Genomic DNA, 18,867 nt, shown 5'->3' on the forward strand with positions numbered 1-18,867 from the left:
ATGCTTACATTTGACCTGATAAAAGATAATCGTAAAAAAGATGACGCCCGGGATCGCTCCCGGTTGGGGCGGATCACCACGGATCACGGTATTGTTGACACCCCTATTTTTATGCCCGTGGGTACGCTGGGATCGGTGAAAGCCGTGTCAAAGGAGGATCTGGCACATTGCGGGGCCCAGATTATTCTTGGCAATACCTACCATTTATATTTGCGGCCGGGCGTCGACGTCATTAAAACCATGAAAGGGCTTCACACCTTTACGGCCTGGGAAAAGCCCATGCTCACCGATTCCGGGGGGTTCCAGTTTTTCTCTTTGGCAAAACTGGCCAGGTTCACCGATGAAGGGGTGCATTTTCAATCTCATATTGACGGCTCCCGGCACTTTTTTTCCCCGGAGCGGGCCGTTGAGATCCAGATGATTCTGGGCTCGGATATCATGATGTCCCTGGACTGGTGCCAGGGGTATCCGGCCACGGACCAGCAGGTGGCTGACGCCTTGAATAAGACCACGGCCTGGGCCAAAAGAGGCTTTGATTTCTGGCAGGAAAACGGTGCGGTCAATAACCTGTTCGGTATTGTCCAGGGCGGTATGGTTAAAGAATTGCGCGCTTTATCCGCAGAACAGATCACCGCCATTGATTTTCCCGGATTTGCCATTGGCGGTCTTTCCGTGGGAGAGCCTACCGACGTGATGTATGAGATGGCGGACCACACCCTGCCGCTTTTGCCGTCACAAAAACCACGGTACATTATGGGGGTGGGTACGCCTGAAAATCTGGTGACCCTGGTGGGCATGGGCTGCGACATGTTTGACTGTGTGATGCCCTCCAGAAATGCCAGAAACGGCCAGCTTTTTACCCATACCGGTACCGTTAATATTCCCAATGCCAAATACAAGACAGACGAGCGCCCCATTGATGAAACCTGTGGCTGCTACACCTGCCGCAATTACTCCCGGGCCTATCTGCGCCATCTGTATAAATCCCGGGAACTGTTGTCCTATCGTCTGAACACCATTCATAATCTCTATTATTATCTTGACCTTATGGCTAAAATGCGTCATGCAATACAAGAGGATCGATTTCCTGAATTTAGAGAGCAATTTTTTAAGGCTAGGCAGGAATAATAAGCATGCATGAGATGGGTATTGCCCAACAGATGGTAACCATCGCCCTGGATGCCATCCCCGATGACATTGAAAACCCCAGGGTGGAAAAACTGAATTTACGGATCGGCAAACTGGCTGCCGTGGTGGAACACAGTCTTTCCTTCTGCCTGGAGGTAATGACCAAGGACACCCCCCTTGAAGGCGCTGAACTGATCATCGACGAGGTGCCGGTGTGCCTGCGCTGCGAACGTTGCAACCATGAATGGCAGACCGAGATCCCGGCCTTTGGGTGCCCTGCATGCAACAACGGGCAGGTGACCATGATTTCGGGACGGGAGATTGAGATCACATCCATCGAACTGGCAGATAACTGAAAAACATTTTAACCACAGAACACACAGAAATCACAGAATTTTATTTTCAGTGTCTTCAGTGATTTCCGTGGTTAAACGTTTTCATATAAAAGAGGAATATGGAAGTAAATATACAAAAACGGGTATTGGCAAAAAACGAATCCGATGCGGATCGAAACAGGGCCTTTTTTAAAGAAAAACAGGTGTTTGTCCTGAACATGATGTCATCGCCGGGATCCGGCAAGACCGAGGTCCTGTGCCGGACCCTGGAAAATCTGATGCCCGATATCCGGGTGGGGGTGATTGTCGGCGATATCTGCACCACCAATGATGCGGACCGGCTTTCCGTAACAGGGGCCAAGGTGACCCAGATCAACACGGACCAGTTCGGCGGAGACTGTCATCTGGCAGCCCATCTGATTGAATCATCGGCCAGGGCTCTGGGGTGCGATGACCTTGACCTGCTTATCGTGGAAAACATCGGTAATCTGGTTTGCCCTGCGGAATTTGATATTGGCGAGGATGCAAGGGCCGTGGTGTTAAGTGTCACTGAAGGCGAGGACAAGCCTTTAAAATATCCGCTCATGTTCCAGGTGGCGGATGCTGCTATTTTAAATAAAATAGATCTGTTGCCTTACTTGGATTTTGATGCGGCCCTGGCGGTGGAAAATATGGACAAGGTCCATCCGGGTATGCCGGTGTTTGAGCTGTCCGCCAAGACCGGGGAGGGCATTGAACCCTGGCTCTTTTGGTTGCGCACTAAGGGTCAACTACCCCTCCTGAATCAAAGATTCAGAAGGGGCTTGTAAAAGCCCAAGTTGACTAGCCTGAGTCTCTTTATTGGGGACTACGTTCGGCAGGAAATAGACACCCTCGGATGTATTCACTAGTCCGTTGCCCTGTCGCGGCCCTGTAAAAGCCCTGTGAGGTAGGGGCGGTCAACCGCATTATAAAGCCTGCTGAACATTGGCGAAGTGAACCTTACCCCTCTTCGGAGGGTGTGCATAACCGAAAGGTTTTTTATGAAAGTGTATGTCAGATCACAATCCGGCAAATGGCTGATGCCGACAAATCCGGCAAATGCAAGAATTTTGCTGAAGCAGGGAGAGGCAAAAGTGATTCAGAGAACACCGTTTGCCATTCAACTGCTTTATGAGACGACAGAGCATGTACAGCCGGTTACTGTCGGCATAGATGACGGGGGGATTCAAGTCGGTATCTCTGCGGTATCTAAGGGGAAGTCTCTGTTTCAACAAGAAATCACTCTGAGATCGGATATCAAATTAAAGTTAGACACTCGAAGGCAATACCGGAGATCCCGGAGGAACCGGAAGACTCGATATCGAAAGTCAAGATTCCTGAACAGAAAGTCGTCCATTCCCATATGCAAAGTCTGTGGCGGTAATGCGCCGGCATCCCAGGTGATCTGCCGGGTCTGTCTGAGAAAAGTAAAGGGTATTCATCAAAAATATGCGGGAATCCCAAAGAAAGTATTCAAAATCCCCCCGTCAATCAAGGCAAAGAAAGAGGCGATAATCCGGGCGGTAAAGCAAATTCCGTTACCGGTTTCCCGGATTATCCTTGAGGATGCCTGTTTTGATTTTCAGGCAATGGAGAATCCCGATATTTCAGGCAGGCAATATCAGCATGGAGAGTTATTGTATCACAAGAATTTCAAGCAGGCATGTCTGGTGCGTGACAAATTTAAATGCCGTGTCTGCGGCGCAGAATCAAGACTGCAATGCCATCATATAAAGCCAAAAGCCAACGGCGGCACGGACAAGTTGTCGAACCTGATGACATTATGTGAAGGTTGCCATGAAAGGCACCATAAAGACGGTCTGAAACTTCCCAGGCAGGAAAGCACTTTTTACATTTCAGCCGCGCATGTTCAACAAGGTAAAAACTATCTGCAAGCGGAATTGTCCCGGATCGTGCCGTTACGGATGACATTCGGGTATATCACTGCTCACTATCGAAATAAGGCGGGAATCCAAAAATCCCACGTCAATGATGCGGTTGTTATTGCAGATAAACAGGCAGATCCTTTGGACCGGTATATACAGACAAAACATGTGCAGTCACGGAAAAGAAGCCTGCATGAAGCAACCGCAAGAAAAGGCAGGAAAACACCGAATCGAACCCAGAAGCGGAATAACAAGAATGTATTTACCCTGAAAGGTTTCAGTCGCTGGGATACGGTGCAGTACAAAGGGAAAGTCGGTTTTATCTCCGGATTCACAGGCTCATCGTCATGCTATATTGTAGATATCAAAGGCAATTATATCAAAAATCCAATGAAAAAATACAAGCAGGTCAATTTGCGGGAGGTATCACTGATATGCAAAAATCAAACAATTATCAGCCAATGGGTCGAGAAGTCTCCTTCCGAATCAAAGATTCGGAAGGAGACTTCTCGACCAGAAAATTAAAATTGGGAGATAAATTATGGCTGTAAAGAAAATAGCATTTGCCGGATCCTGGTATCCGGGCTCAGCTGACCAGTGCCGGTCTGCTATTAAACAGTTTACCGATGATTTTAGGACAGAAGACGATACAAAAATCCCGGATAACCCAGTGGCGGGCATTGTTCCACATGCAGGATGGATTTACTCCGGGAAATTGGCCTGCCGGGTATTTGCCGCATTGACCCATGGCAATCGGCTCGTGGATACCATCGTTCTTTTCGGGGTTCACATGCATGCCGATTCCCCGGCCTTTGTTTTAGACGGCACTGCTGTAGAGACCCCTTTAGGGAGCATTGAGATTGACCGGGCACTTACAGATGCCCTGGTTCAGCAGGGCACAGGCGCAGGTGTTGACATAAAACAGTTGACGCCCAGGCGCTTCCCCGAAGAAAATACCCTGGAACTGCAATATCCTTTTATAAAATATTTTTTCCCCAAAGCCCGGATTGTGGTGTGCGCCGTACCGCCTTCGGATGCGGCGCAGGCGTTGGGAGTGGCCGCAGTTGTGGCGGCAGAAGAGTTGAACCGCTCCCTGGCGGTGGTGGGTTCCACCGACATGACCCATTACGGGCCGCGATTCGGATTTGAACCGGCTGGGTCAGGCAGGGCTGCATTTGACTGGGTGGCAAAGGAAAATGACGCGGCTGCCATTAACGCATTAACAGCCATGGATGAAAAGCAGATTATTCATCAGGGATTGTCCCGCCATAACATGTGCTGTTCCGGGGCGGCCTGTGCGGCTGTCGCTGCCGCAAAGAAAATGGGCGCAGTCAAAGGCGTCTGCCTTGACTACGCCTCAAGTTTTGATCCGTTAGACCCCAACGCCGATTTTGTGGGATATTGCGGTATGATTTTTGGTACATAGCGTTTTGGAAGAAGAAATTTTGTAAATGGCATTTGATTACCACACCCTCAAGGCGTTAAGAAAGAACCACCCGGCATGGAAGCTGCTGGCCGCCGATCATGCCCCGCTGATTGTCTCTTTTCTTCACAGGGCCTTTATCCTGCCAAACCACCGGAGCATGAGCCGGGCAGATTTGGCTTCAGCCCTGGAGGACTATCTATTTGTCCTGAGGGAAACCCAGGGACAGGATGCCTTTCCCAAAAATGCCGAAACCTATCTGGATGACTGGGCCGCTGATGAGAAAGGGTGGCTTAGAAAATTTTATCCCCAGGATTCGGATGAGGTCCACTATGATCTTATGCCTTGGGTGGAAAAGGCGGTGACCTGGCTTGAGAGCCTTGTTTCCAGGGCCTTTATCGGGACCGAATCCCGGCTTATGACTATTTTTGAACTGCTGGAGCAGATGGTCAGGGGAACCCAGGCGGATGCGGCCCAAAGAATTAAAAGCCTTGAAAAACAAAAGGCCGATATTGAGGCCAAGCTTGAACTGGCCCGGCAGGGTCATTTAGATATGCTGGACGACACGGCGCTTAAGGACCGGTTTCTTCAAGTCAATAAAACCGCCCGGGAACTGCTCAGTGATTTCAGGGAGGTGGAGTACAATTTCCGGGATCTGGATCAGAAAATACGGGAACGGATCACCCTGTGGGAGGGCAGTAAAGGTGAGTTGCTGGAGGATTTTTTCGGGGAACGGGACATGATCGCCGAATCAGACCAGGGCAAAAGCTTTACCTCCTTCTGGGACCTACTCATGTCTCCGGCCAGGCAGGAGGAGCTCACGGATCTGCTCTTCCGGGTGTTTGAGCTTGACGCTGTCCGATCCCTGTCTCCCGACCCGCGTCTGAAACGGATTCATTACGACTGGCTTTTTGCCGGAGAACATACCCAGCGCACCGTGGCCAAGCTGTCCGGACAGCTTCGGCGGTATCTGGATGACCAGGCGTTTCTGGAAAACAAGCGGATCATGCAGGTGATCCAGTCCATTGAGACCCGAAGCGTTCAGGTGAAGGATGATCCGCCGGGAAATGATTTCATCAGCATTGATGACGCCGCGCCCGGGGTCTCCCTGCCCATGGAGCGCCCCATGTATACCTTTCCCATCAAACCTGTGATCCGGGAGACCGTTGCCCTTGGGGATGGATCGGATATTCCTTCGGACATCCTCCATTCCGGGGTGTTTGTGGACCGGCTCAAGTTGAAACGACGTATCCGGGCCCTTCTCCAGGCAAAGGATCAGATCAGCTTAGGGGAGATCCTTGATAACCATCCCCTGGAAAAAGGTCTGGCCGAACTTGTGGCCTATCTGAGCATTGCCGGAGAGGATGAAAAAGCCGTCTTCGACGACAGCGACATCCAGCAGGCCTTCTGGACCGATACTTCAGGTACGCCCCGGCGGGCCGAATTTTGTAAAGTTATTTTTAACCGGTAAACAATATGGAAACCCCTGATTTTTATCCTGTAAATATCAGCAAGCCGCTCATTGCCCTGATGAAGGGGGTGGTGTTCCGGGAAAAGGACCCGTCCCTGTGGCAGGATCTGGAAGAGGGGCAGATTGCCGTTCGCGAGTATGTGCGGGTGCTGGGCCTTGAACTGGTACTGGACGAATCCGAAGGGTATGCCTGGCTTAAAACTATGGAACCGGTTGAAGGACAAGAGCCTTTGCCCCGGATTGTGGGCCGCAGAAAACTCTCTTACCCGGTAAGCCTGATCATTGCGCTGTTGCGCAAAAAACTTGCGGAAAATGATGCCGCAGGACAAGATCCAAGGTTGATTCTTTCCGTGGACGAGATTGCAGACATGGTCCGGATCTTTTTTGCTTCGGGCAGCAATGAGGCCAAATTTTTGGACCGCATCGAAAGCCATTTAAATAAAATAGCAGAACTTGGGTTTATCCGCCGGCTTAAAGGACACAGGGACAAAATTGAGGTGATCCGAATCATAAAAGCCTTTGTGGATGCCCAGTGGCTCCATGAATTTGATGAGCGGTTGAAGGAATATCAGAAGAAAAATGAAAACGAAAATGAGGATTAAGTGAAACCGGATAATATGGAACAGGGAATGCTGGAGTTTGTCCAAAGCGATGCCCTTGCCGGTTTCCGCCTTGACGCTCTGGAGGTTTACAACTGGGGCACCTTTCACAAAGAGGTCTGGCGCCTGGACCTTAACAGCAGAAACGGCCTGCTCACAGGGGACATCGGCTCGGGAAAATCCACCCTGGTGGATGCGGTGACCACGTTGCTGGTCCCGGCCCAGCGCATCGCCTACAACAAGGCTGCCGGCGCAGATACAAGAGAGCGCAGCCTGCGTTCATACGTCCAGGGGTATTACAAGTCCGAGCGCAGCGACATGGGGCATGCCTCAAAATCCGTGGCCTTGAGGGAGCACAACAGTTTTTCTGTGATTTTAGGGGTATTTAAAAACCAGGGTTTTACCCAGGAAGTCACCCTGGCCCAGGTGTTCTGGACAAAGGAGATTAAAGGGCAGCCCGATCGGTTTTATGTTGTGGCGGACAGCAAACTGTCCATCACAAAAGATTTTAGTGAATTCGGTACAGATATCGGTCTGTTGAAAAAACGGCTGAAAAAACAGGATAAAGTAACGGTTTTTGACGCCTTTCCCAAATATGGGGCCGCTTTCAGGCGCAGGTTCGGTATTGAAAATGAGCAGGCCCTGGCCCTGTTTCACCAGACCGTTTCCATGAAATCCGTGGGCAATCTCAACGATTTTGTCCGGCAGCATATGCTGGAACCCTTTGATACAGGGCCGCGCATTGATGCCCTGATCCACCATTTTGACGATCTGAACCGGGCCCATGAGGCGGTATTAAAGGCTAAACATCAGATTGAACGACTTGTGCCTCTGGTCAAGGACTGTCAAACCCATCAGGAGGTGCTGGACCAGCAGGGGCTGCTGCGCGACTGCCGAAATGCGTTGACCCCCTTTTTTGCCACCCATAAATGGACCTTGTTCCGGAAGCGGTTGAAAAATCTGGCAGATGAGCAGGAGCGGTTGGAAAATAAAATCCATGCCCTGGACTTGGACCATAGTGGGCTTTTAGGTGATCGGGACGGGCTGAAACAGGCCATTAGCGAAAATGGGGGAGACCGGCTGGAGCGGATCAGGGCGGATCTGGACCGCCTGGCTCAGGAAAAACAGAACAGGCAAGGCAAAGCCCAAAGATATGGGGAGCTGGCCCGGGATCTTGACCTGGCAGTGGTCGAAACCCGGGATGATTTCCACGACAATGCCCAAAAGATCAAGGCGCGTCGAAAAAAGCTGAAACAGGAAGCAGCCGACTTAAGAAACGAGCGTACCGATACCGAGGTTGAATTCAGGGATCTGAAATCCGCCTACCAGGAACTTGAAAAAGAGCTTGAATCCCTTTCCGGCAGAAAGAGTAATATCCATGTCCGGCAGATTGAAATCAGGAACCGTCTTTGCACCCATCTGGGCGTGGATGAGAGACAGCTGCCCTTTGCCGGGGAGCTGATCCGGGTCCGGGATGATCAAAGCGACTGGGAAGGGGCCGTGGAAAGACTGCTTCATAATTTTGGGCTCTCTTTGCTGGTAACAGATGCCCTTTACCCGAATGTGGCCGCATGGGTGGACGCGACCTCACTTAATGGCAGGCTCGTCTATTACCTGGTTAAAACAGATATCAAAGATACGTCAATTCATCTTCCGCCCGAATCCCTGGTAAACAAACTGGAACTGCAAAGCAAATCTGATTTCTATTTATGGGTGGAGCGCGAGCTTGTCCGGCGGTTTAACTATGTCTGTTGTGATGAGATGCAGCGGTTTCGCAAAGAGCTCATGGCCGTTACCCGTGCCGGCCAGATCAAAACAGGAGGCATCCGTCATGAAAAAAATGATCGAAAACGTATCAACGACCGCTCCCAGTATATCCTGGGCTGGACCAACGAGGCCAAGATCCGGGCGTTGAAACACCAGGCCCGTTCCCTGGAAAAACAGATGCAGACGGCTGCAGATAAAATTGCATCCCTTGATTCCCGTCAGAGCAATGTGAGAGCACAGTTATCCAACCTGGATCGACTGGGTGAATATAGAGCGTTTTCCGATCTGGACTGGCAGTCTGTTGCCTTGAACATTTCCCGGCTGGCCCAGGAACAAAAAGAGCTGGAAGCCGCCTCCAATATCCTTTCCACATTGAACCGTCAACTCAAAGACTTGGAAAAAAGGATCAAAGAGACAGAAATTCAACAAAGAGGTATCCGGGATGAGCTGGCGAGAAATCTGGAAAAACAGGACCAGGCCCATGCCGGTAAAAAACTCTGTGAATCAGACATGAAACCTGCTCCGGACATGGACCCTGAAAAGAGTCAATTTCTGTTCAAAGAGCTGGAAGACATGCGCCGGAAGCAGTTTGGCACCCATGTTCTCACGGTTGAATCCTGTGCCAACCGGGAAAAGGAATTGAGGGATATCATTCAGGGACAGATTAATAATCTGGATAAACGGATCCGCAGGCTGGAAGAAAGAATCATCAAAAATATGAACGGGTTTCGCCGGGATTTTCGGTCGGAAACCATGGAGATCGACGATGCTGTGGCCTCGGGACCGGAATATAAGTCCATGCTGGACCAGCTTCAGAGCGACAATCTGCCCCGGTTTGAGTCCCGGTTCAAGGCCTTGCTCAATGAGAACACCATCCGGGAGGTGGCCAATTTCCAGTCACAGCTTGCCAGGGAGCGGGAAACCATCAAAGAACGGATTGACCGGATCAACCACTCTTTGTCCGATATCAAGTATAACCCGGGACGGTATATCCTGCTTGAGGCCCAGCTCAATGCGGATATGGAGATCCGGGACTTTCTGCAGCAGCTTAAAGCCTGCACCGAAGGGGCGTTAACAGGATCTGATGAAGATCATTACTCCGAGGGCAAATTTTTACAGGTGCGGACACTGATCCAGCGATTCAGGGGACGGGAAGGCACAATCGACCTGGATCGCAGATGGACGAAAAAGGTCACTGATGTCCGCAACTGGTTTGTATTCGCCGCTTCGGAACGCTGGTGCGAAGACCACACCGAATATGAGCATTATGCCGATTCCGGCGGAAAATCAGGCGGCCAGAAGGAGAAACTTGCCTATACCGTGCTGGCGGCAAGCCTGGCCTACCAGTTCGGCCTGGAATGGAACAGTGTCCGCTCCCGGACCTTCCGGTTTGTGGCCATTGACGAAGCATTCGGCAGGGGATCGGACGACTCCACCCGGTTCAGCCTGGAACTGTTCAAAAAATTGAATTTGCAATTGCTCATTGTCACACCGTTACAGAAGATTCACATCATTGAGCCCTATGTATCCAGCGTAGGTCTGGTCTACAGCCGGGACGGACAAACGGCAAGGCTGCGCAATATGAGTGTGGAAGAATACAGGCAATCCAAAGAACGGAATACACCATGAAACCCTGGACCCGAAATAAAGATATAAAACGTAACCTTGAAAAAAGGTGGGACAAGGGGCAGTTTCTTGTAAAGGTTGTGGAAGCCGACCCTTTTGATCCCTTTCGTATGCCGTTGAAACGGCCCAATGCCGGTGAACTGACTTGCGAATTTGAGGCAGCCCGGGAGTGGATGGCGCATCTGGTTCGCCATGGGGCAGGGGAGAATAAGCCCGGCTTTTCCATTGAATGGCAGACGATAAACCACCGGGTTCTGGGTAAAAATAAAATCCCCAAAGCTGTGGTGTTTTACGCCTTGGAAGATGTTATTTCCTATCTTGGCAAAAAGGATCAGGCCCGCCGGTTTGAAGCATTATTCCATAAAATTGTGGCCAGGCTTCCGGAACTTAAAGCCCCTTTGTTGAAAAAGCCCATGCTGGTCCTTGCCCACGAATCGGTATGGGACAAACTGCTGGCGGTTGTATCCTGGATGAAAGTCCACCCAAGGCCACAAATTTATCTTCGTCAGCTGGAAATTGCCGGGATAGACACCAAATTTATAGAAACCCACAAAGATATTTTAACCCGGCTGCTGACCGCCGTGCTATCGCCCGACGCCGTTAACCAGGGAGTAAAAGGAAAACACGCCTTTGAACAGCGCTTTGGTTTTCGCTGCAAACCTGCCCGGATTCGTTTGCGAATCCTTGATCCCGCCCTTTCCGTCATGGGGCTCACCGATCTCGAAGTCCCGGAAGATCAGTTCCGGGAGTTGAATTTAAAACCGGATACTGTCTTTGTGGTGGAAAATGAAATCACCGGTCTTGCCTTTCCCCCTTTTCCTGATGGGGTGATGATCATCGGTCTTGGATACGGGCTGTCCGTGCTTTCCCATGTGCCCTGGATCAACAGACGTCATGTCTGGTACTGGGGGGATCTGGATACCCACGGTTTTGCCATGCTGGACCGTATTCGACACTATCTGCCCCAAACCCGTTCCTTTCTCATGGACGAAGACACACTTCTGGCCCATAACGCTTTCTGGGGGAATGAGCCCTCGCCGACGCAGCGGGATCTGCCGTTGTTAACACCTGATGAAGCAAACGTCTATAATGCCCTTTGCCGGAATATATACGCCCAAAATCTAAGACTGGAGCAGGAGCGTATCTCATATGCCCTTGTCCTTGAATTTATCCGGGCAATTGACCCGGGCAGGACTTGATTCATATTTGCCTGCTAAGGCTCAGGAGTCAAGACGCCGCATAAACACTATGAACATCATTCTGGTACTGCATAAAAACGTGATCAAACACGACACCGGTCTTTTGTTCAACGTCATCAATGCTGTAGAAGGGATCGGGCAATCCTGTGTTCTCATCATACAGGTAGTTGTAAATAAAGGTCTTAACCGCGGCCTTGGTTACCTCTTTCTCCCGCCAGTTCTCAACCTTCAGCTTTTCGGCTTTCAGACCCTCAAGGAGTTCTCCGGCAATCTGCTTTACCTTGTCCCGATCCGCCTTGGATATCTGCGGTTTCAACAATAAATCAAAGACCGCCAGTTTCTCCTCGGTGAGGCCTTCACGCGCGGCCCGCTTCTCTTCCTCGGATAGGTGCCGGTAATACGTCATCAGTTCCTCAAAGGTCTTTTCAATGGTAGTCCGGTTCTTCTCCGCGTTGTATTCCTTGATGATCTCCTGATAGCGCCTGTTGAAGTCGGTCCGCAGGGGATTGCGTTTCAGCATCCGTGCCAGCTTCTTTTCGATGGCCTCCTTCAGGCAGTAGACCGTTGTGTTTTTATGTTTCTTTTTGGCAAACTCTTCCTGCAACAGCCCAAAGTCAATCTTGCTTATATCATAAAGGTAATCATCGTCGCCCGCACCGGCCTCCCTTACTTCTACGGCCTGGTCCACAACCTTATGAAGTTCCTGGATGATCCTGCTGATGTCGGCGGTCTCCCGATCTCCCTGCAGCTTCTTATAAATAATGTTGATGGCGTCGTGAGGCGCCTTGAAGTCGTTAACGGCTTTGATGTTCAAACAGGCCTTAAATTTCTTGAAAACCATCCGTGCCTGGATCTCGAACCGCTTCCGGGTCTCTTCACTCTGATGGATCACATCCTTGGCATCCTTTATGGCTGCGATTTTGTCGAATCCTGTGTTCACGGTTACCGTCTCAAGTGCAAACCCTCGCTCCTTCAGAAAGGTCCTGGTATGATCAATGGCCTCGGCCAGTTCCCCAAGCAGTTCTTCATCGGGTTTAACCGGCGGTTCCGGGCTGCCGTCCGTTCCCGCCCCGCCGCCGGTGGCAAATGTGGCCAGTGCTTCCCGCAAATTCTTCAGGATACCGCAATAGTCAACGATCAAGCCGTTGTTTTTACCCTCGTTAATCCGGTTGGCCCGGGCGATGGCCTGCATCAGCGTGTGCGCCTTGAGGGGTTTGTCAAGATAAAGGGTTGACAGACTTGGGACATCGAAACCCGTCAGCCACATGGCACAGACAAAGACGACACGAAACGGGTGATCCTCCCGCTTGAATGCGGCGTCCATTTCAAGGGTCTTGCCATCGGGCGTCTCAAAGCCGGCTTTCATGAGGGTCCGGTGCGGGACAATATCCAGATCCCACCGTTCGAACTTCTCGATCTCCCCCTGTTCCTCACTGACGACAACCGCCATCCGGGTTTCTTTAAGCCATTCAATTTTACGCCGCAGCTCCATGGTTTCCTGTTCGTCGCAGGCCGCTTCGAGGTCAGCTTCGGTTTTCTTAATATGCTCCTGCCAGAAAAACTGAACCAGTTTATACATCCGTACGGCGGTGATCTTGTCGATGCTGACAAACATGGCCTTACCGGTTTCCCAGGCGGTTGCGTAATGGGTAACAAAGTCCCGGGCAATGGCCGTAAGCCGCCCGGCCGCTGTAATCACATGATAGGCCCTGGACAGATCCCTTTCCAGGAGGGCCTCCTGGTCGGCATCAAGCTCGATGGCTTCCAGTTTCTCAGCCAGTTGCATATTGATGTCCGTGGTGGACAGTTTGAGTTTTTCCCCACGGCTGTCATAGAAGAGCGGAACCGTTGCATCATCCTCAACGGCCCGCTGGAAGTCATAGGTCGATACATACCCCCCGAATATCTTTTTGGTGATCTCATCATCCTTGAACAGCGGGGTCCCGGTAAACCCGATGTAATGGGCGTTGGGCAGGGCATTGCGCATATTCAGGGCGAGCCGGCCATACTGGGTACGATGGGCCTCATCAGAGATGACAATGATGTCGGACCGATCAGAGTAGATATCTTCGGGTCCCATAACGTCCTGGTTGAATTTGTGGATCATTGTGAAGATATACGCTTTGGTCGAAGAGAACAGTTTCCGAAGGTGGGCACCACTTGATGCCCGGCAGGGATCTTTATCGTTATCGACAATGCCGCATCCGGCAAAGGTCTTGTAGAGCTGGGTGTCCAGATCCTCACGATCCGTGACAATCAGAAAGGTAAAATTCCCGGTCAGCTTACGGTGTACCTTTTGGGAGAAAAACACCATGGAATAGGACTTGCCTGATCCCTGGGTATGCCAGAACACCCCCAGCTGTCCCCCAAGGGTATCACGATCCGCCACGGATCGAATGGCCCGGTTTACCCCAAGATACTGATGGTTCCGGGCAACGATCTTGGCAAGGGTTCCGGCGCCCTGGTCAAACAGGATGAAGTTTTCAAAGAGATCCATAAAATTCGACCTGGCGCACACGCCCTTGAGCATGGTCTCAAAGTCAACCACCCCGGGTGCTTCCTCATCCAATCGTTTCCACTCTTTAAAATGGCCGTACCTGGCCGACAGCGACCCCATCCTGGCCTGATCCCCGTTGGACAGCATGATAAAGGCATTGTGATCAAACAAATGGGGGATGGTGTCCTTGTAGTCCTTCAGGTTCTCGTTATAAGCCCGGCGTATATCCTTGTGGACGTTCTTGAGTTCGATGAACAACAGGGGAATGCCGTTGACAAACCCGATGATGTCCGGACGCCGCCGATACGGCACTTTTTTGATCCACAGTTCCCGGACCACCCGGAAATCATTGTTCAGCGGATCTTCAAAGTCAAAAACCTTGAGATGCCGCTCCTCGATGACACCCTTATCGTTCTTGAACTTGACGGGAACGCCGCTTTTGAACAGCCCGTATTTCTCCCGGTTCGCCTGGAGGGGCGACTTGCTGACGCCGGCAGCGGTAATTGTTGTCAGGGCTGAGTCATAGGCAACGTCGGGTAAATCGGGGTTATATCGCTTCAGGGCCGCCAGCAGATAACGCACCAGCACCACCTCGGTGTCATCGTTGCGGCCCAGCAATGAGTCCTGACCGAAGTCCTCAGCATGATAGGCATACACTGAGTCCCAGCCCAGTTCCGTCTCAAAGTACTCGGCAGTGGTCTGCTGGACGAGCCGGTCTTCGGTCATTGCTCCTGTCATACGGGGATTTCTCCGTTTATGAGTTTGGGTAACAGGAGGTCACGGGCGGTTTTTAACTTTTGGTTTTGCAATGTAAGATTTAAAATTTGTTGATCAATTGGAGCGGATATATCTTCGTACTGCTTAATAATATTCTCAGGTGGTGTAAGTAACCCCTGTTCTGATAAGAGCTTTTTGGTTACAGAGGCGAATATGGCCCCTCCCCCAATGATATCCTCCTGAAAAAAATGGTTCCTTAATTGGTAATAAAGATGCGATTGATACCCTGCCTTGCTTCGTATTGAAGCCAACCCACGCCCAAGTATGATTTTATCAACAGTTCGATTAAGCCTACCGACGGGTGCTCGAACACTACAAAGGATATCTCCAGGTTCAGCGATACGATTACCGGCAGTGCTAAATTTTTTATGTGAAACAAAACGAAACCCGAAGTCGGTTACTCCTTGATGGAATGGTAACCCTTCGCCCGATGAATTATAGTACTCGGATTTCGGGCTCTGCCCCATTGTCAATGCAGCAACATCTTTCAATTGCTTAATCTCCCACCCATCAGGCACACCATCGGTAATCCTTGTGTTCTCATGCCCAGGGAACCGCAACCTCACGAACCACTCACGGTAAAGGAGACGTGCGGATTCCTCAAGGAGGGCTATCCGGCGGTTGTTGTTTTCGATGAGGTCGTCGTAGGCGGAGAGGATGGAGGCTATCTTGTTTTGGGTGTCGAGAGGAGGGATGTAAACCTCAAAGTCGGGAAATCTTTTGATTGGAACTCTCTCAACGGTTGCACCAACGATAACATTAGATTCAACGGTTGCCCTCCACTCGGATGACAAGAAATAGTAGTGAAGATACTTGGGATTGACTTTCGTAGTGTCCGGCCTCACTAACGCCATCCTACGTCCCAAACATCCCAGAAAACCGTTCGGGATCAAAGCGTATCGGTGAAGAGTTGCCTCGTATGAGAAGACAATGTCATTTTCCTGTGGCTGAACTCGTTTGGTCCATTTAGGAAAGTCTCCCGGTGAAATATGCTTAACATTTTCGAGATCAAGCCGTCCTCCGGGGGTCACATTCTTTATGCCTAAAAAAATAGGACCTTCACTGGCTTCTTTAGGTGTCGCATGAGGGCCATCATATATACCAACCGCAAATGCTTTGATTGGTCGTTTTTCATGCCTCATATCCTAAGCCCCTCAAAGTTGCTTTGAATAATTCCTGCTAACTCACTCGCCTCCTGGTTCAACCCCTCAAGCTCAAGATGGATCTCCCGAATGGTCTCCTCAAAGTTAAAATCTTCATCTTCAACGGGCGGAGCAACCCCAGCGTACCTCCCCGGTGTCAGACTCCAGTCATTGGCCTCAAGTTCCGACTGATCGACCAGCTTTACCAGACCTTCAACATCAACAAGCCGGGCGTCAGGGAAACGGGATTGCAGCCAGTCAATCTGCCGATAGTAATACCCCGGTCTCTTCAACTGCCCGATCGCCTCTTTCCGAAGGAGATCCAGTTCCTTTCTGAGACGGTTGACCCCGCGATGATCCCACGCATCATCGGCCTTAGCGTCCAGGTCCTTTTCGGCGATGTCAACTCCCCGTACCGTCTGTTTAAACAAAAGGTCAATCTGTCGGGTCAATGCCTTCAGTTGTGCGCGGATCGACCCAAAGTCCTCACGGGCCTGGTGTTGGCGGGCATTCGTGCCGGGTATCTCGGCGTATTCGGCTTTGAACGCCTTAATGTCGGACACCAGGTTCTCACCATGGGCCTTGTACTGCGCGACCCGCTCGGATGTCTCATTGATTGATTCGGTCAACCCACTGTCCTGAACACCCTTCTGGAAGACCTTGAGCTGTGCCAGCAGCGGTTCATGACCATCGATAAAATGTTTGAGCGCATCCTCGATTGTCATACTTTCAGTGACCAGGGTCTCCAGATACGCCTTGATGAGCCCCAGGAATCGGTCTGTCCGACCACGGTACAGCCAGATGATTGCCGTGAGATTCTTCAACTGTTCCGGCGTGAAGTCATATATCTTCCGGGTAACCTTCCGATAGACATTCCGGGCATCCAGCATAAGCACCTTATCGGTCATGGCCTCGGGTTTGGACTTATCGAAAAACCACAGCTCACAGGGTACGGACCGCGTATAAAAGAAGTTGGACCGGATACCGATCATGACGTCAATATGGCCGGTTCTGATGAGCTTCTCCCGGACGGCAGCCTCTTTGTTACCGGCGCTTGACGCCTGGGAGCTCATGACAAAGCCTGCCCGGCCCGTCTCATTCAGATAGCTGTAAAAGTAGGATATCCACAGGTAATTGCCGTTGCTGACCTCTTTGTTTTTATTCACACCGGGCAACCCAAATGGCAGCCGGGGATCAGCCTTGATTTTTTCGGCGTCCACCTTATCTACATTGAACGGCGGATTGGCCATCACAAAATCAGCCTTTTCCCTGAGCTCATGATTGTCTTCGTAAAAGGTGTTGCCTTCGAGAATCCGACCTTCAAGACCGTGGACGGCAAGGTTCATTTTGGCAAGACGAATGGTCAGCGCGGTCTTTTCCTGCCCATAAAACGTGACGGCCTCCTGGGTTGCCTTGCCGATCTGATTGAGGAAATGGGACGTCTGAACGAACATGCCGCCGGAGCCACAGGCCGGGTCCAGCACGGTTCCATGGTCCGGCTCAATGACATTCACAATGGTCTGAACCAGAGAGATCGGCGTAAAGAACTCCCCGGAATCCTGGGCACCGGCCATGGCAAACTTCATGAGAAAGTACTCATAGATCCGGCCAAAGAGATCCCCATTGCCGTTACGCAGGGCCTCATCATCAAAGATCCGCAGCATCTTGCTCAGCAGTTCGTTATCAAAGATGTGGTATTCCCTGGGCAGGATATCCTGGAGTCCCGTATAGTCGGACTCAATAAGTGTCATCGCATGGATAATCCTCCGGGCAATGTCCTCACCTGAAGGCAGCTCAAGCAGATACTTGAACTGAGCCTCTTCCTGAAGATACAACGCGCTTCTTTGAACGAAGTCATCTTTGGTAAGCGGACGTGTTTTGCCGCCACGGGACGGCAGATTTTTCTTGATCTCTTTCTCAACGATCAGATAACGATTGTAGGCATGTCGCAAAAAAATCAGCCCCAATATGGGCAAGGCGTATTCAGTAGAGGTCAGTTTTGAGTTTGCCCGCAGCTGGTCGGCGGCTTCCCACAGTCGTCTTTCGATTTGTTCGATGTTGTCCATGTGTTCCTGTTCAAAATGAAATTCAGTGGATTTTCTCAGCGGTTCGCAAACCACACCCGATAATCCTGGATAAGTTGAGCATTGGCTGATTGCTTGTTAATTACCGCTAAGTCACAGAGCGGACACTCATATTTTCTGCGACCCAACCGCAGTGTCGCAATAACACCATACAAGTCATCAATTAACGAAATTTTTTTGACGCTCACCCGATCCCCTGACCGCAATGGTCCTCGTTCCTGCCATTCATCAACCTCAGCGTCAAATGGGAAGGTCAAATGCTCTTCAAGATAGGCTCCCCATCGTTTCATCATCGCCATCTCGTTTCCATGATCAACTCCGCGTAAAATCTGCTGAATCCGTTTGCCTACGTCACCTAACCAGCTATAGCTTTGGTCCAAAACCAGCTTAAGCTCATTTTGGGCATACTTCACGTCTTGTTCAGTATCTCTTGCTGTTGTCACCTCCACGTTATGAGGATACAATCCCATTTGAGTCCAGTCTAATCCCTCTTCCTCACAGGTTTCAAGGGATGATATCGGCATCTCTCGAAGCGTGATACTATCCCACTCAATATCGATGATCGTTGCCCCATCTTCCTGGGGTCTGATGTCAAGAATTCTCCCCTGCCATCCTTCAAGGCTGAATGCTTCGGTATCAGGATCAAGTACATCCGGTTTTACCCTGACCGAATCGCCAATTTTCAATGAGGTTTCGCTGTTATTCATACTCAGTTTTCTCCTTATCTCTTTAGAATGCTTGCAAAATTTTTTCAATTTGCCACATAGTTGACTAAGGAACGGGCCTTCAATAACTTGATTATTTCTTCTTTAATTGAATTATCGATTCTTGTACTTTCACTGCACTATCATTCAAGCCTAAATTAGAAATATCAACCAAAAAATTTTATTATTCACTCTCCTCCCAAATAAC

General features: G+C 50.5%; 13 protein-coding genes. 9 read left to right on the top strand and 4 right to left on the bottom strand.

Translation table 11 applies throughout. The features are described 5' to 3' along the window. From tgt to HXW94_RS09075, 9 genes are all read left to right on the top strand, one after another. Positions 1 to 1,128, top strand: a complete 1,128-nt coding sequence (gene tgt / locus HXW94_RS09035; protein ID WP_178366569.1) for a tRNA guanosine(34) transglycosylase Tgt — start codon at positions 1 to 3, stop codon at positions 1,126 to 1,128. 5 nt (positions 1,129 to 1,133) lie between these two features. Continuing rightward, entirely contained in the window at positions 1,134 to 1,484 is a 351-nt protein-coding gene (gene hypA, locus HXW94_RS09040) for a hydrogenase maturation nickel metallochaperone HypA (protein ID WP_178366570.1), read from the top strand. Between the two features lie 98 nt (positions 1,485 to 1,582). After that, positions 1,583 to 2,272: a hydrogenase nickel incorporation protein HypB gene (gene hypB / locus HXW94_RS09045; RefSeq protein WP_178366571.1), complete on the top strand. Its 690-nt coding sequence runs from the start codon at positions 1,583 to 1,585 to the stop codon at positions 2,270 to 2,272. A 213-nt stretch (positions 2,273 to 2,485) separates the two neighbouring features. Then, positions 2,486 to 3,895: an RRXRR domain-containing protein gene (locus tag HXW94_RS09050; protein ID WP_178366572.1), complete on the top strand. Its 1,410-nt coding sequence runs from the start codon at positions 2,486 to 2,488 to the stop codon at positions 3,893 to 3,895. A gap of 16 nt (positions 3,896 to 3,911) precedes the next feature. Then, positions 3,912 to 4,796 (top strand): AmmeMemoRadiSam system protein B, encoded by an 885-nt coding sequence (gene amrB, locus HXW94_RS09055; protein ID WP_178366573.1) that lies wholly within the window; start codon positions 3,912 to 3,914, stop codon positions 4,794 to 4,796. A gap of 25 nt (positions 4,797 to 4,821) precedes the next feature. After that, complete coding sequence (locus HXW94_RS09060) at positions 4,822 to 6,264, top strand: DUF3375 domain-containing protein (protein WP_178366574.1); 1,443 nt, start codon at positions 4,822 to 4,824, stop codon at positions 6,262 to 6,264. 5 nt (positions 6,265 to 6,269) lie between these two features. Further along, a complete protein-coding gene (locus HXW94_RS09065; protein ID WP_178366575.1) occupies positions 6,270 to 6,866 on the top strand; it encodes a DUF4194 domain-containing protein in 597 nt (198 codons plus the stop codon). Continuing rightward, the gene (locus HXW94_RS09070; RefSeq protein WP_343054565.1) at positions 6,867 to 10,259 is read left to right on the top strand and encodes an ATP-binding protein; all 3,393 of its coding nucleotides are present in this window, start codon (positions 6,867 to 6,869) and stop codon (positions 10,257 to 10,259) included. Beyond that, on the top strand, positions 10,256 to 11,455 hold the full coding sequence (locus HXW94_RS09075) for a Wadjet anti-phage system protein JetD domain-containing protein (RefSeq protein WP_178366576.1): 1,200 nt from the start codon (positions 10,256 to 10,258) through the stop codon (positions 11,453 to 11,455). The genes HXW94_RS09070 and HXW94_RS09075 overlap by 4 nt, the downstream gene beginning before the upstream one ends. A gap of 28 nt (positions 11,456 to 11,483) precedes the next feature. Here HXW94_RS09075 and HXW94_RS09080 read toward each other — a convergent pair whose 3' ends face one another. From HXW94_RS09080 to HXW94_RS09095, 4 genes are read right to left on the bottom strand one after another with little or no spacing between them, the layout of a single operon-like run. Next, on the bottom strand, positions 11,484 to 14,690 hold the full coding sequence (locus tag HXW94_RS09080; RefSeq protein WP_178366577.1) for a type I restriction endonuclease subunit R: 3,207 nt from the start codon (positions 14,688 to 14,690) through the stop codon (positions 11,484 to 11,486). Further along, on the bottom strand, positions 14,687 to 15,871 hold the full coding sequence (locus tag HXW94_RS09085; protein ID WP_178366578.1) for a restriction endonuclease subunit S: 1,185 nt from the start codon (positions 15,869 to 15,871) through the stop codon (positions 14,687 to 14,689). The genes HXW94_RS09080 and HXW94_RS09085 overlap by 4 nt, the downstream gene beginning before the upstream one ends. Beyond that, the gene (locus tag HXW94_RS09090; RefSeq protein WP_218576642.1) at positions 15,868 to 17,991 is read right to left on the bottom strand and encodes a class I SAM-dependent DNA methyltransferase; all 2,124 of its coding nucleotides are present in this window, start codon (positions 17,989 to 17,991) and stop codon (positions 15,868 to 15,870) included. Before HXW94_RS09090 ends, HXW94_RS09085 begins: the two co-directional genes overlap by 4 nt. After that, positions 17,973 to 18,662 carry a calcium-binding protein gene (locus HXW94_RS09095; RefSeq protein ID WP_178366579.1) on the bottom strand — a complete coding sequence of 230 codons (690 nt, stop codon included), beginning with the start codon at positions 18,660 to 18,662 and terminating at the stop codon, positions 17,973 to 17,975. Before HXW94_RS09095 ends, HXW94_RS09090 begins: the two co-directional genes overlap by 19 nt. Positions 18,663 to 18,867 lie beyond the last annotated feature (205 nt).

Origin of the sequence: Desulfobacter latus, assembly GCF_013389365.1 — a bacterium.
Classification (GTDB): domain Bacteria; phylum Desulfobacterota; class Desulfobacteria; order Desulfobacterales; family Desulfobacteraceae; genus Desulfobacter; species Desulfobacter latus.

What these genes read in the sequence shown, in the direction of transcription:
- tgt (WP_178366569.1), top strand. Translation starts at nt 1, where the DNA reads ATGCTTACATTTGACCTGATAAAAGATAATCGTAAAAAAGATGACGCC.
- hypA (WP_178366570.1), top strand. Translation starts at nt 1,134, where the DNA reads ATGCATGAGATGGGTATTGCCCAACAGATGGTAACCATCGCCCTGGAT.
- hypB (WP_178366571.1), top strand. Translation starts at nt 1,583, where the DNA reads ATGGAAGTAAATATACAAAAACGGGTATTGGCAAAAAACGAATCCGAT.
- HXW94_RS09050 (WP_178366572.1), top strand. Translation starts at nt 2,486, where the DNA reads ATGAAAGTGTATGTCAGATCACAATCCGGCAAATGGCTGATGCCGACA.
- amrB (WP_178366573.1), top strand. Translation starts at nt 3,912, where the DNA reads ATGGCTGTAAAGAAAATAGCATTTGCCGGATCCTGGTATCCGGGCTCA.
- HXW94_RS09060 (WP_178366574.1), top strand. Translation starts at nt 4,822, where the DNA reads ATGGCATTTGATTACCACACCCTCAAGGCGTTAAGAAAGAACCACCCG.
- HXW94_RS09065 (WP_178366575.1), top strand. Translation starts at nt 6,270, where the DNA reads ATGGAAACCCCTGATTTTTATCCTGTAAATATCAGCAAGCCGCTCATT.
- HXW94_RS09075 (WP_178366576.1), top strand. Translation starts at nt 10,256, where the DNA reads ATGAAACCCTGGACCCGAAATAAAGATATAAAACGTAACCTTGAAAAA.
- HXW94_RS09080 (WP_178366577.1), bottom strand. Translation starts at nt 14,690, where the DNA reads ATGACAGGAGCAATGACCGAAGACCGGCTCGTCCAGCAGACCACTGCC.
- HXW94_RS09085 (WP_178366578.1), bottom strand. Translation starts at nt 15,871, where the DNA reads ATGAGGCATGAAAAACGACCAATCAAAGCATTTGCGGTTGGTATATAT.
- HXW94_RS09095 (WP_178366579.1), bottom strand. Translation starts at nt 18,662, where the DNA reads ATGAATAACAGCGAAACCTCATTGAAAATTGGCGATTCGGTCAGGGTA.